Below are 14,390 nucleotides of genomic sequence, written 5' to 3' on the forward strand. Positions count from 1 at the left end.
CGCAACCTGGGAATCATCGCTGCCGTCGTCGCTGTCGTGGTGCTGGTCGTGTTCGCGCTGTGGTGGGCCTTCACCCGCCTCGGTACCACCACCATCACGTCGTACTTCGACAAGACGGTCGGCGTGTACGAGGGCACCGAGGTTCGCGTCCTCGGCGTCAAGGTCGGCACCGTCACCAAGGTCGAGGGCCTGGGCGATCAGGTGCAGGTCGACATGCGCGTCGATCGCGGCGTCGACATCCCCGCCGATGCCCGCGCCGTCCAGCTCGCGCCGTCCGTCGTCGCCGACCGCTACGTCCAGCTCGCGCCGGCGTACACCGGCGGCGAGAAGATGGAGTCCGGTGCCGTGATCCCACGCGAGCGCACGGCCACTCCCGTCGAGGTCGACGAGCTGTACAAGAGCATCGACGAGCTGTCGGCCGCGCTGGGACCGAACGGTGCCAACCAGAACGGCGCCGTCTCCGACCTCGTGACCACCGGCGCGCAGAACCTGGCCGGAAACGGTGAGGCGCTGAACGATTCGCTGACCCAGCTCTCCGGTGCCGTCGAGACGCTCGACTCGTACCGCGGCGATCTGTTCGGCACGATCCAGAATCTGCAGACGTTCGTCAGTGCACTGTCGGCGAACGACCAGCAGGTGCGTGCCTTCAACAATCAGCTGTCCTCGCTGACGAGCTTCCTGGCGGGGGAGCGGGAGAACCTCGGTCTCGCGCTGAACCAGCTCTCGGTCACGCTCGGTGACGTCGCGACCTTCGTGCGGGACAACCGGGACCAGCTGTCCAACGATCTCGACGACCTCGCTCCGACCACGCAGTTGCTCGCCGACAACCGCCAGAACCTGGCGGACACGTTGACGCTGCTGCCGCTGGCCGTCGCGAACGTCGCGAACTCCTACAACGCCGAGTCCGGATCGTTGGACGCGCGCCTGATCTTCCAGGAGTTCCAGGATCCGAAGACGTTCTTCTGCAGTCTCATCGATCTGCAGAAGCTGCGCCCGGGCGATCCGCAGTTCGAGGCGCTCGGCCGTCAGATGCAGCCGATCGTCGACAACTGCGGCGCGATCATCGACCAGGCCGTCGCCGGTGTGAAGACGCCGACGCTGGTCCTGCCGTTCGGGTTGCTCAGTGCGGACAACATCCAGCGCAACGTCGAGCCCGGCACCGTGCCCGGTGTCGAATCGCCGCGGGTCGACGACCTGCAGCTTCCGGGCCTGAACATTCCTGCGGAAGGGGAGTGACGATGAGAGTGCGCTCGCGTGGCCTGATGGCCGCCTCCGGTGCCTGCGTCGTCGCCGTGACGCTCAGTGCCTGCGGATCCAGCGGTATCTACGGGATCCCGCTGCCCGGCGGTGCCGACGTCGGATCGGATCCGATCCGGTTGACGTTGCAGTTCGACGACGTGCTGGACCTGGTTCCGCAGTCGACCGTCAAGGTCGACGGTGTCCAGGTCGGTCGGGTCACCTCGGTCTCCGTGCCGAACGACTCGTGGATCGCCGACGTCGAGGTCGAGGTCGACTCGTCCGTGGACCTGCCGGCCAACGCCATGGCGTCCGTCCAGCAGACCAACCTGCTCGGCGAGAAGTTCGTCCAGCTCAGCGTTCCGGCCGACGACGCGGCGTCCGCGCGCCTCGCCTCGGGCGACACCATCCCCGTCGAGCGGACCCGCCACGCCACCGACATCGAGCAGGTGCTCGGCGCGCTGTCGATGTTGCTCAACGGCGGCGGCGTCGCGCAGCTCGCTCCGATCGTCAAGGAGCTGAACACCGCGCTCGGCGGCCGCGAGGACCGGGTGCGGAACCTGCTCGAGGAGGCCAACTCGCTCATCGGCGGCCTCGAGGATCAGAAGGCCGACATCACGCGCGCGATCGACGGTCTTGACGTCCTCACCGGCACGCTCAACCAGCAGACCGAGAAGATCGACCGGATCCTCGTCGATCTGCCGGTCGCCACCGAGGTGCTCGAACAGCAGCGTCCGCAGCTGACACAGCTTCTCGGTCAGCTCGATCGCCTCGGGCAGGTCGGGACCGACGTCATCGAGCGTTCGAAGGACGATCTGATCGCCGACCTGCGCGCACTGCGCCCGACCCTGCAGGAGCTCTCGACCTACGGCGACGAGCTGATCACGGACCTCGCGTTCGTGCCCACGTTCCCGTTCCCCGACGGCGTCGAGAAGATCACCCAGGGCAACGCGGTCAATCTGTTCCTCAGTGTGGATCTGCAGATCGGCAACCAGCTCACCGCGCTGGGCGTCGGCCAGGGCAACCCGATCTACAGCGCGCCCCGCAACGGCGATCCCAAGCCGCGGGTCGATCCGTCGAACCCGTACTACAACGGCAACGGCCCGCGTAACTCCTTCCCGACCATCTCGCTGCTGCCTCTGCCGCCCATCATCCCGTCGCCGACCCCGGCGCCGGGTGTACCCGCCGCCGCACCGTCGGCGAACCCGTTGGACGGCATCCTGCAGCAGTTCGGGATCGTTCCTCAGAACGAAGGTGGACAGTGAGATCCAAGCTGGTCAGCACACAGCTGATCCTCTTCGTCGTCATCGCCGTGCTCGGCCTGGTGTACGTCGGTGCCAAGTACGTGCGCGTCGACCAGCTGTTCGGTTTCGGCCAGTACACGGTCACCGGTCAGTTCGCCGATTCCGGCGGCATCTTCAGCAACGCCGAGGTGACGTACCGCGGCATTCCCGTGGGGCGCGTCGGTGAGCTGAAGCTGACCGAGCAGGGCGTCGACGTCGAACTGAAGCTCGAGAAGAGCGCTCCCGACGTCCCGGCCGACACCATCGCCGTGGTGGCCAACCGCTCCGCCATCGGTGAGCAGTACGTCGATCTGCAGCCGCGCACCGATCAGGGCCCGTTCCTGCAGGACGGCGACGTCATCCTGCAGGACGACACGTCCATCCCGACGCCGGTGGAGAGCCTGCTCAAGAACGTCAAGACGCTCGCGGACTCCGTGCCGGTCGACGATCTGCACACCGTGGTGACCGAGCTCGGTACCGGGTTCGCCGGCACGGGTGACTCACTGCAGCAGCTCGTCACCTCGCTCGACAGCTTCTCCGAGGACGGTCTCGCCAACCTGCCGCAGACCCTCACGCTGATCCGCGACAGCCGCGTCGTGCTGGACACCCAGTCCGAGCAGTCGTCGTCCATTCAGCAGTTCAGCTCGGATCTGGATCTGGTCACCGCGCAGTTGCGGTCGAGCGATCCGGACATCCGACGACTGATCGACAACGGGCTTCCCGCCAGCGACCAGGTCGGCGCGCTCGTCGACCAGGCCGGCCCGGGTCTGACGACCAACCTGACGAACCTCGCGGGTGTGACCAGTGCACTGAGCCCGCGCACGTTCGCACTGCGTCCGCTGCTCCAGTTCCTCCCGGCCCTGGCGCAGGGAGCGAACTCGGCGAGTCCGGGTGACGGCACCATTCACTTCGGCATCGCGCTCGAGGTGAACAACCCGCCGTCGTGCACCCAGGGTTACGAGGGCACGCAGGCGATCCTCGACGCGGAGTACGCCAAGAATCCCGACTTCGATCCGACGCAGCAGGACTTCCCGTTGAACCTCGACGCGAACTGCACTGTGCCGCAGGGATCCCTGACGGGTGTGCGCGGCGCCAACAGCGTGCGCTTCGCCGATCCGCAGACGGTGCAGCCGTGGGACGACAAGCCCAAGGTCGCGCCGGACCCCCTGGATCTGAACCCGATCGCGACGCAGCTGGCCGCACTGCTCGGTGTGACGGTCCGCCCCTGACCGTCGAGTCGGGTGAGGAGAGGTGCGCGGTGATGGCAGCGAGAAGTTACCCTCAAGTAGGGTGTCTGCTGTGACGCCAACCACCTCTCCTTCCGACCCGGACCTCGACGGCACCGACACCGGTGACGGCACGTCCGAGTCCACGCCCGCACCGGCGCCGCGCACGTCTCCGGTCGCCACGGCGGTGACTGCCGCGGCCGCCGCGATCACGTTGATCGCGGCCGTCGTGCTGAGTATCTTCTGGTTCCTCGCGTACCAGGAGTCCTCGAACGCCTCCCTGCGGGACGACGCCCTCGCCGGCGCCCGGCAGGCGGCGATCAATCTGAACTCCGTCGACTCGAACGATCTGGACAAGACGTTCGCCGACATCGAGTCCTCCATCACCGGTGACGAGCTCACCAACGGTCTGAACGACACCAAGGATCAGTTCCGCCAGCAGTTCGCGGAGACCGGTGTGGTCACCACCGCGGCGGTGCAGCACGCGTCGCTCGTCGGGTTCAGTTCCGACGACGGCACCGCGCAGTCGCTCGTGGTCCTCACCACCGACACCACCAAGCCGGACGGCAACGAGCGGTACCAGAGCACCCTGCGTCTCGAACTGCAGGACGTGGACGGCACGTGGAAGGCCACGCGTATCCAGCCCATCGGGCAGCGCATCCCCCTCGAGGTCCCGGGCGCACCCGCTGCGACGGGCGATCCCGCTGCACCGACCGATCCCGCAGCCCCGGTCGACCCCGCAGCTCCGGCGGATCCCGCCGCGCCCGTCGATCCCGCTCCCGCACCGACCGACGGCGGTCAGTGACACCTCGCTGTCACGACGCCGTCCGTCCCGCTCGCCTCGCACCAGCCAGGAGTTCTCCCTATGCCCCCCGCACGCCGTAGACCCCCCACAGGCACTCCCCGTGTCCCCGCCGGCAGCGTTCGTCGACCCAAGGTCGCCGGACGCTCCACGGCGCCCCCCGCGGGCGGCGACGCGATCGAGGACGAGACCACGAGCGCGTCCACCGGCGCGGCCTCGACCGTCGACCTGTCGAAGTCGTCGGCCGACACCGCTGCGGTCGACAGCGTTGCCACGGACTCGGTCGTGAACGAGACGACCGAGACGACCGAGGTGGACGACGGCGCCCCCGCCGGCCGCACGGCCTGGTGGACTCCCCGCACGATGCTGCTCGCCGCACTCGCCGTGGTGTTCGCCGTGATCGCGCTCCTCGCCGTGGTGCGCCCCGGTACGTCCGAGGTGAGCAACCAGGCATGGGTCGACACTCCGGCCACACTCGAGGTCACGTCGGCCGGGCGCGACGCCCTGCAGACGGTGTTCAGCTACAAGTTCGACACGATCGACCAGGATCAGGCGGCCGCCCGCGCGGTGCTGAACGACGAGCGCCGCGGGGAGTACGACTCCACCGCGGAGCAGACCAAGCAGGGCGTCATCCAGACGCAGACCACCACGACCGCCACGGTCACCGACATCGGGGTGTCACTGCTCGACGGTGACCGGGCCGAGCTGCTGGCCAGCATGGACATCGCCGCGACGCAGGACACGGTCGACCAGGGAACGGTGCAGACGCCGGTCTCGGTGACCATGGAACGTGTCGACGGAAAGTGGCTGCTCGCGACCATCGACAACCGCTGATCGCCCGCGTCGAGCGGATTCGGGGGACGAAACGCCGCTCTCGCTCTTGACGCGAGGGCTTCGGGAGTCCACTCTGATTACCGGATTCATCGAACGCGGGTGCGACCCCGCTGCCATGATCGAGAACGACGCCGGAGCAAATGGAGGCACCGGGCGCCGGGATCGACGGGCAGGGGCGTACGGCAGTTCGTGGATCACGGCCCGTGCAGTCTCCGGGCCGAGCGCGCTCCCCGCGCGGACGCGGTTGCCATATCCGCCGCATTGGGGTACTTTTGGACGTTGCGCTGGGTGCCTCCTGTCCACTTCCAGACTTTGCCTGAATCGACACGTGTGTCGATCTCTGCTGAGCGAGGACTTCGTACGGGTAGTGACCAGCGAAGTTCCCACACAAAGAAGCAGATTAGCGACGGTCGCGCAGTGCACGAAGCGGCCCGCGTGAGGTGCTGGAAGGACGCATCTTGGCAGTCTCCACCCAGTCCAAGGAAAACGCCGGAACTCCCGGAGCCCCGAAGAGGGTGTCGTTCGCGAAGATTCGCGAACCCCTCGAAGTACCGGGGTTGCTCGATCTTCAGACCGATTCGTTCGAGTGGCTCGTCGGCACGCCGGAGTGGCGCGCACGTGCGGAAGCACGTGGCGACAGCTCTCGCAGCGGCGGTCTCGAGGACATCCTGACGGAGCTCTCTCCGATCGAGGACTTCTCCGGCTCGATGTCCCTCTCCTTCTCCGATCCGCGCTTCGACGAGGTCAAGGCCTCGATCGACGAGTGCAAGGACAAGGACATGACCTACGCGGCGCCGTTGTTCGTCACCGCGGAGTTCATCAACAACAACACCGGTGAGATCAAGAGCCAGACGGTCTTCATGGGTGACTTCCCGATGATGACCGACAAGGGCACGTTCATCATCAACGGCACCGAGCGCGTCGTCGTCTCGCAGCTCGTGCGTTCCCCGGGTGTCTACTTCGACCACGCCGTCGACAAGACCACCGAGAAGGATCTGCACAGCGTCAAGGTCATCCCCGGCCGCGGCGCCTGGCTCGAGTTCGACGTCGACAAGCGCGACACCGTCGGTGTCCGCATCGACCGCAAGCGTCGTCAGCCCGTCACCGTGCTCCTCAAGGCACTCGGCTGGACCACCGAGCAGATCACCGAGCGCTTCGGCTTCTCGGAGATCCTCATGGCCACGCTGGAGAAGGACAACACGGCCGGCACCGACGAGGCGCTGCTCGACATCTACCGCAAGCTCCGCCCGGGCGAGCCGCCCACGAAGGAGAGCGCGCAGACCCTGCTGGAGAACCTGTTCTTCAAGGAGAAGCGCTACGACCTCGCACGCGTGGGTCGCTACAAGATCAACAAGAAGCTGGGCCTGAACTCGGGTCTGCCCATCGAGGCGTCGACGCTGACCGAAGAGGACATCGTCGCCACCATCGAGTACCTCGTGCGTCTGCACGCGGGCGAGAAGTCGATGACGGCACCCGACGGCGTCGAGGTTCCCGTGGAGGTCGACGACATCGACCACTTCGGCAACCGTCGTCTCCGCACGGTCGGCGAGCTGATCCAGAACCAGATCCGCGTGGGCCTGTCCCGCATGGAGCGTGTGGTCCGCGAGCGGATGACCACCCAGGACGTCGAGGCCATCACGCCGCAGACCCTGATCAACATCCGTCCCGTGGTCGCTGCCATCAAGGAGTTCTTCGGAACCTCGCAGCTGTCGCAGTTCATGGACCAGAACAACCCGCTGTCGGGTCTGACGCACAAGCGCCGCCTGTCGGCGCTGGGCCCCGGCGGTCTGTCGCGTGAGCGCGCCGGCCTCGAGGTCCGCGACGTCCACCCGTCGCACTACGGCCGCATGTGCCCCATCGAGACCCCGGAAGGCCCGAACATCGGCCTGATCGGATCGCTCTCGGTGTACGCCCGTGTGAACCCGTTCGGTTTCATCGAGACGCCGTACCGCAAGGTCGTCGAGGGACAGGTCACCGACGACGTCGACTACCTGACCGCCGACGAGGAGGACCGCCACGTCGTGGCGCAGGCCAACTCGTCCATCGACACCTCGGGTCGTTTCGTCGACGAGAAGATCCTTGTCCGCCGTAAGGGTGGAGAGGTCGAGTTCGTCTCGTCGATGGACGTCGACTACATGGACGTCTCGCCTCGGCAGATGGTCTCGGTCGCCACGGCGATGATCCCGTTCCTCGAGCACGACGACGCCAACCGCGCACTGATGGGCGCGAACATGCAGCGTCAGGCCGTGCCGCTGGTGCGCAGCGAGGCTCCGCTCGTCGGAACCGGCATGGAGCTGCGTGCCGCTGTCGATGCCGGCGACGTCATCGTCAACGAGAAGTCCGGTGTCATCGAGGAGGTGTCCGCCGACTACGTCACCGTGATGGCGGACGACGGCACTCGCAACACCTACCGGATGCGCAAGTTCGCGCGCTCGAACCAGGGCACCTGTGCCAACCAGCGTCCGATCGTGGACGAGGGCGCACGGGTCGAGGCCGGCCAGGTCCTGGCCGACGGTCCCTGCACCGAGAACGGTGAGATGGCGCTGGGCAAGAACCTGCTCGTCGCGATCATGCCGTGGGAGGGCCACAACTACGAGGACGCGATCATCCTGTCGCAGCGCCTCGTGGAAGAGGACGTCCTGACCTCGATCCACATCGAGGAGCACGAGATCGATGCCCGCGACACCAAGCTCGGTGCCGAGGAGATCACCCGTGACATCCCGAACGTCTCGGACGAGGTCCTCGCCGATCTCGACGAGCGCGGCATCATCCGTATCGGTGCCGAGGTTCGTGACGGTGACGTCCTGGTCGGAAAGGTCACGCCGAAGGGCGAGACCGAGCTGACCCCGGAGGAGCGCCTGCTGCGCGCCATCTTCGGCGAGAAGGCCCGCGAGGTCCGCGACACGTCTCTGAAGGTTCCGCACGGCGAGAACGGAAAGGTCATCGGCATTCGCGTGTTCTCGCGCGAGGACGACGACGATCTGCCTCCCGGCGTGAACGAACTGGTCCGCGTCTACGTGGCCCAGAAGCGCAAGATCCAGGACGGCGACAAGCTCGCCGGCCGCCACGGCAACAAGGGCGTCATCGGCAAGATCCTCCCGCAGGAGGACATGCCGTTCCTGTCCGACGGCACCCCGGTCGACATCATCCTGAACACGCACGGCGTCCCGCGTCGTATGAACATCGGTCAGATCCTCGAGACTCACCTCGGCTGGATCGGCAAGACCGGATGGAACATTCAGGTGGCCGCGGACGGAGTCCGACCCGACTGGGCCGCGACGCTGCCCGAGGAGATGCTGGCCGCCGAGGCGGACACCAACATCGCCACCCCGGTGTTCGACGGTGCGAAGGAGGACGAGCTCACCGGCCTGCTGGCGAGCACGATCCCGAACCGCGACGGCGAGCGCATGGTCGGCGCGGACGGAAAGGCCACCCTGTTCGACGGCCGTTCCGGCGAGCCGTTCCCGTACCCGGTCTCCGTGGGCTACATGTACATCATCAAGCTGCACCACCTCGTCGACGACAAGATCCACGCTCGTTCGACCGGTCCGTACTCGATGATCACGCAGCAGCCCCTCGGTGGTAAGGCGCAGTTCGGTGGACAGCGCTTCGGCGAGATGGAGTGCTGGGCCATGCAGGCCTACGGCGCTGCGTACACGCTGCAGGAGCTCCTCACCATCAAGTCCGACGACGTGGTCGGCCGCGTGAAGGTCTACGAGGCCATCGTCAAGGGCGAGAACATCCCGGAGCCCGGTATCCCCGAGTCCTTCAAGGTGCTCCTCAAGGAGCTCCAGTCGCTGTGCCTCAACGTGGAGGTGCTGTCCTCGGACGGCGCGGCCATCACGATGGCGGACGGCGACGACGAGGATCTCGAGCGTGCCGCGGCCAACCTGGGAATCAATCTCTCCCGCAACGAGTCCGCGACCGTCGACGATCTCGCGCAGTAATCGGTGACAGGCCGGCGCGAGGGGACTCGCGCCGGCCCACCCCCGATCACTCGTAGCAGCAGAAAACTATCCCTGAGAAGGGGAAAGGAAGTACGACGTGCTGGACGTCAACTTCTTCGATGAACTCCGCATCGGTCTCGCGACCGCGGACGACATCCGCAATTGGTCCTACGGCGAGGTCAAGAAGCCGGAGACCATCAACTACCGCACGCTCAAGCCCGAGAAGGACGGCCTGTTCTGCGAGAAGATCTTCGGACCTACTCGCGACTGGGAGTGCTACTGCGGCAAGTACAAGCGCGTGCGCTTCAAGGGCATCATCTGTGAGCGCTGTGGCGTCGAGGTGACTCGCGCCAAGGTGCGTCGTGAGCGCATGGGACACATCGAGCTGGCCGCACCGGTCACGCACATCTGGTACTTCAAGGGTGTTCCGTCGCGCCTCGGCTACCTGCTGGACCTGGCGCCGAAGGATCTCGAGAAGATCATCTACTTCGCCGCCTACGTCATCACGTCGGTCGACGACGAGCTGCGCCACAACGAGCTCTCCACTCTCGAGGCCGAGATGGAGGTCGAGAAGAAGGCTGTCGCCGATCAGCGTGACGCCGACCTCGAGGCCCGTGCGCAGAAGCTCGAGGCCGACATCGCCGAGCTCGAGGCGGAGGGCGCCAAGTCCGACGTCCGTCGCAAGGTCAAGGACGGTGGCGAGCGCGAGATGCGTCAGCTCCGTGACCGCGCGCAGCGTGAGCTGGATCGTCTCGAGGAGATCTGGACCACCTTCACCAAGCTGGCCAAGAAGCAGCTCATCGTCGACGAGCTCATCTACCGCGAGCTGATCGACCGCTACGGCGAGTACTTCACGGGTGCGATGGGCGCGGAGTCCATCCAGAAGCTCATGGAGACCTTCGACATCGAGGCCGAGGCCGAGAGCCTGCGCGAGACCATCCGCAGTGGCAAGGGCCAGAAGAAGCTCCGTGCGCTGAAGCGTCTCAAGGTCGTCGCCGCGTTCCAGTCCACGGGCAACTCGCCCATGGGCATGGTGCTCGACGCCGTGCCGGTGATCCCGCCGGAGCTGCGTCCGATGGTGCAGCTCGACGGTGGACGTTTCGCGACGTCCGACCTCAACGATCTGTACCGCCGCGTCATCAACCGCAACAACCGCCTCAAGCGACTGATCGACCTCGGTGCTCCCGAGATCATCGTCAACAACGAGAAGCGGATGCTGCAGGAGTCGGTCGACGCCCTGTTCGACAACGGTCGTCGTGGCCGTCCGGTCACCGGACCGGGCAACCGCCCGCTCAAGTCGCTGTCCGATCTGCTCAAGGGCAAGCAGGGTCGTTTCCGTCAGAACCTGCTCGGCAAGCGCGTCGACTACTCGGGCCGTTCGGTCATCGTCGTCGGACCGCAGCTCAAGCTGCACCAGTGCGGTCTGCCGAAGCTCATGGCACTCGAGCTGTTCAAGCCGTTCGTGATGAAGCGTCTGGTGGATCTCAACCACGCGCAGAACATCAAGTCGGCCAAGCGCATGGTCGAGCGTCAGCGCGCTCAGGTGTGGGACGTCCTCGAAGAGGTCATCGCCGAGCACCCCGTGCTGCTGAACCGCGCACCGACGCTGCACCGTCTGGGCATCCAGGCATTCGAGCCGCAGCTGGTCGAGGGCAAGGCCATCCAGCTGCACCCCCTCGTGTGCGAGGCGTTCAACGCCGACTTCGACGGTGACCAGATGGCAGTACACCTGCCGCTGTCCGCCGAGGCGCAGGCCGAGGCACGCATCCTGATGCTGTCGTCGAACAACATCCTGTCGCCGGCATCGGGCCGACCGCTCGCCATGCCGCGTCTGGACATGGTGACGGGTCTGTTCCACCTGACGCGTCTCGACGACAAGGCTCTGGGCGAGTTCCAGGCCTCGACGTCCGACTCGGCGGAGCTGGGCATCTACGCCAGCCCGGCCGAGGCGCAGATGGCCGTCGATCGCGGCGTCCTGACCGTGCAGTCGCAGATCAAGGTGCGTCTGACGCAGCAGCGTCCGTCGCGCGAGATCGAGGCGGAGCTGTTCCCCGACGGCTGGACCCCGGGCGATGCCTGGACCGCCGAGACGACGCTGGGCCGCGTGCTCTTCAACGAGCTGCTCCCGACGAACTACCCGTTCGTCAACGAGCAGATGCCGAAGAAGCGCCAGGCGACGATCATCAACGATCTCGCCGAGCGGTACCCGATGATCGTGGTCGCGCAGACCGTCGACAAGCTCAAGGACGCCGGCTTCTACTGGGCCACGCGTTCGGGTGTCACGATCTCCATCTCCGACGTCCTCGTGCCGCCGGAGAAGCCGCAGATCCTCGAGGAGTTCGAGGCTCAGGCCGACCGCCTGGAGAAGCAGTACCAGCGTGGCGCTCTCGACCGGACCGAGCGCAACTCGGCCCTGGTCAAGATCTGGCAGGAAGCCACCGAGCAGGTCGGTAAGGCCATGGAGGCCCACTTCCCCGACGAGAACCCGATCCCGATGATCGTGAAGTCCGGCGCAGCCGGAAACATGACGCAGGTGCGGTCGCTCGCCGGCATGAAGGGTCTGGTGACCAACCCGAAGGGTGAGTTCATCCCGCGCCCGATCAAGTCCTCCTTCAAGGAGGGCCTGACGGTCCTGGAGTACTTCATCAACACGCACGGTGCTCGTAAGGGTCTGGCCGACACGGCGCTTCGTACCGCCGACTCGGGCTACCTGACGCGTCGTCTGGTCGACGTCTCGCAGGACGTCATCGTTCGGGAGACCGACTGTGGCACCGAGCGCGGCATCACCACGGTGATCGCGGAGAAGCTGGCCGACGGCTCGATGATCCGCGACGCGCACGTCGAGACCTCGACCTACGCCCGCACCCTGGCTGCCGACGCGGTCGACGCCGACGGCAACGTCATCGTCGAGCGTGGACACGACCTGGGCGACCCGGCCATCGACGCGCTGCTCGCAGCGGGCATCACGTCGGTCAAGGTCCGTTCGGTGCTCACCTGCACCACCGGAACCGGCGTCTGCGCCACCTGCTACGGCCGTTCCATGGCCACCGGCAAGCTCGTCGACATCGGCGAGGCCGTCGGTATCGTCGCGGCACAGTCGATCGGTGAGCCCGGCACGCAGCTCACGATGCGTACCTTCCACCAGGGTGGTGTGGCCGGCGACGACATCACCGGTGGTCTGCCCCGAGTGCAGGAGCTCTTCGAGGCTCGTGTGCCCAAGGGCAAGGCGCCCATCGCGGACGTCTCGGGTCGCATCCAGCTCGAGGACGGTGACCGTTTCTACAAGATCACCATCGTCCCGGACGACGGCGGCGAAGAGGTCGTCTACGACAAGCTCTCCAAGCGTCAGCGTCTGCGTGTCTTCAAGCACGACGACGGCACGGAGCGTCTGTTGTCGGACGGTGACCACGTCGAGGTCGGTCAGCAGCTCATGGAAGGTGCTGCCGATCCCCACGAGGTCCTGCGAGTCATGGGCCCGCGCCAGGTGCAGATCCACCTCGTCAACGAGGTCCAGGAGGTGTACCGCAGCCAGGGTGTGTCCATCCACGACAAGCACATCGAGACGATCGTTCGTCAGATGCTCCGCCGCGTGACCATCATCGATTCGGGCTCCACGGAGTTCCTGCCCGGATCGCTGACCGAGCGCAGTGAGTTCGAGTCGAGCAACCGTCGCGTCGTGTCCGAGGGTGGCGAGCCCGCGGCCGGACGTCCGGTGCTGATGGGTATCACCAAGGCATCGCTGGCGACCGACTCGTGGCTGTCCGCGGCGTCGTTCCAGGAGACCACCCGAGTGCTGACCGACGCGGCGATCAACTGCCGCTCGGACAAGCTCATCGGTCTCAAGGAGAACGTGATCATCGGAAAGCTGATCCCCGCCGGCACCGGCATCAACCGGTACCGGAACATCACGGTTCAGCCCACCGAGGAAGCACGTGCCGCGGCCTACGCGGTGCCGTCGTACGACGATCAGTACTACAGCGCGGACGGCTTCGGCCAGAACACCGGTGCTGCAGTGCCGCTCGACGACTACGGTTTCTCCGGCGACTACCGCTAGAGACGAGCAACGCACGAGCCCCATCCCGCGTCGGCGGGGTGGGGCTCGTGTCGTTTCTCAGCTGCTCGGCCTGGCGCACCGCGGATCGTCTGGTGCACCCCCCATCGCGGGTGCAGGTGATGAACCGGAGTGCGGCTGGTGTCGCCGGGCGCACCGCACCGCGATGAGTTCCGGGCCACCGCGGAGTCGGCACCTGTATGACCGAGACTCCCAGCACCATCACGAACATCGGCGTGGCCATGTTCACCGTTGCCGATCAGGACAAGGCCCTCGACTTCTACACCCGCGTGCTCGGGTTCGAGGTGCGCGGTGACACCCGCTTCGGGCCGAACGAGGAGTACCGCTGGCTGGAGGTGGCGCCGCCGGGGTCCACTGCGCGGTTGGCGCTGAACCCGCCGATGTACGACACGCCGGGCGGCTCGTCCATCGGTGTGGAGACGTCGGACGTCCGCGCGGAGCACGCTCGCCTGAGTGCCTTCGACGGGTTCGAGATGGAACCGCTCGGCGGCGACGACGATCCGAACGTGCCGCCGATGTTCATGCTGAAGGATCCCGACGGCAACGTCATCACCGTCGTGCAGGCGTGATCCGTTCCCTCCCGGCTCAGCGCAGAGCGAGGGTCGGGAGGGACAAGCTCACCAGCATCAGCGCGAACAGCAGCCAGGCGGCGCCCTGCCAGACGGGCCACGTCCCGCCGTGGCGGTAGGAGCGGTAGCCGATCCACAGTGCGCCGATCCCACCGAGCAGACAGACACCGGGTACGAGCGCAGCGATCGCGACGCTGGACGCGCCCGCTGCGAGGAACACGGCCACCGCGACGGCAGCGATGCCGATCACTGCCCCGTCGTACGTGGCCGCGTGCCGGATCGCGCGCGGATCGCGCCACCGCTTCTCGACGTCGCGTCTGCCCATCTCTCGCTTGTCGTCCATGTCGACTGCGTACCCGATTCGGGTGGCTTCAGCGCGAGTCCTCGCGCGCGTCGTCTCCGATCCACACGGAGTTTCCTT

The 14,390-nt window shown here is 66.5% G+C and carries 9 protein-coding genes; 8 read left to right on the forward strand and 1 reads right to left on the reverse strand.

What is annotated here, in order from left to right:
- Positions 1 to 6 precede the first annotated feature (6 nt).
- From BR07_RS0105540 to BR07_RS0105575, 8 genes are all read left to right on the forward strand, one after another.
- On the forward strand, positions 7 to 1,236 hold the full coding sequence (locus BR07_RS0105540; RefSeq protein WP_027504571.1) for an MCE family protein: 1,230 nt from the start codon (positions 7 to 9) through the stop codon (positions 1,234 to 1,236).
- A gap of 2 nt (positions 1,237 to 1,238) precedes the next feature.
- On the forward strand, positions 1,239 to 2,501 hold the full coding sequence (locus BR07_RS0105545) for an MCE family protein (protein WP_027504572.1): 1,263 nt from the start codon (positions 1,239 to 1,241) through the stop codon (positions 2,499 to 2,501).
- Positions 2,498 to 3,748: an MCE family protein gene (locus tag BR07_RS0105550; RefSeq protein ID WP_027504573.1), complete on the forward strand. Its 1,251-nt coding sequence runs from the start codon at positions 2,498 to 2,500 to the stop codon at positions 3,746 to 3,748. Before BR07_RS0105545 ends, BR07_RS0105550 begins: the two co-directional genes overlap by 4 nt.
- Positions 3,749 to 3,818: 70 nt before the next feature.
- Complete coding sequence (locus tag BR07_RS23490; RefSeq protein WP_051613094.1) at positions 3,819 to 4,550, forward strand: hypothetical protein; 732 nt, start codon at positions 3,819 to 3,821, stop codon at positions 4,548 to 4,550.
- Between the two features lie 60 nt (positions 4,551 to 4,610).
- Positions 4,611 to 5,381 carry a hypothetical protein gene (locus BR07_RS26160; RefSeq protein WP_155956942.1) on the forward strand — a complete coding sequence of 257 codons (771 nt, stop codon included), beginning with the start codon at positions 4,611 to 4,613 and terminating at the stop codon, positions 5,379 to 5,381.
- 440 nt (positions 5,382 to 5,821) lie between these two features.
- A complete protein-coding gene (rpoB, locus tag BR07_RS0105565) occupies positions 5,822 to 9,328 on the forward strand; it encodes a DNA-directed RNA polymerase subunit beta (protein WP_027504574.1) in 3,507 nt (1,168 codons plus the stop codon).
- Positions 9,329 to 9,425: 97 nt separating this feature from the next.
- Positions 9,426 to 13,382, forward strand: coding sequence for a DNA-directed RNA polymerase subunit beta' (locus tag BR07_RS0105570; RefSeq protein ID WP_027504575.1), 3,957 nt, complete (start codon positions 9,426 to 9,428; stop codon positions 13,380 to 13,382).
- Between the two features lie 197 nt (positions 13,383 to 13,579).
- Positions 13,580 to 13,969, forward strand: coding sequence for a VOC family protein (locus tag BR07_RS0105575; RefSeq protein ID WP_027504576.1), 390 nt, complete (start codon positions 13,580 to 13,582; stop codon positions 13,967 to 13,969).
- 16 nt (positions 13,970 to 13,985) lie between these two features.
- Here the strand turns inward: BR07_RS0105575 and BR07_RS0105580 are convergent, their stop codons facing one another.
- Positions 13,986 to 14,312, reverse strand: coding sequence for a hypothetical protein (locus BR07_RS0105580; protein ID WP_027504577.1), 327 nt, complete (start codon positions 14,310 to 14,312; stop codon positions 13,986 to 13,988).
- Positions 14,313 to 14,390 lie beyond the last annotated feature (78 nt).

The organism is Rhodococcus sp. UNC23MFCrub1.1, assembly GCF_000686025.1.
Classification (GTDB): domain Bacteria; phylum Actinomycetota; class Actinomycetes; order Mycobacteriales; family Mycobacteriaceae; genus Rhodococcoides.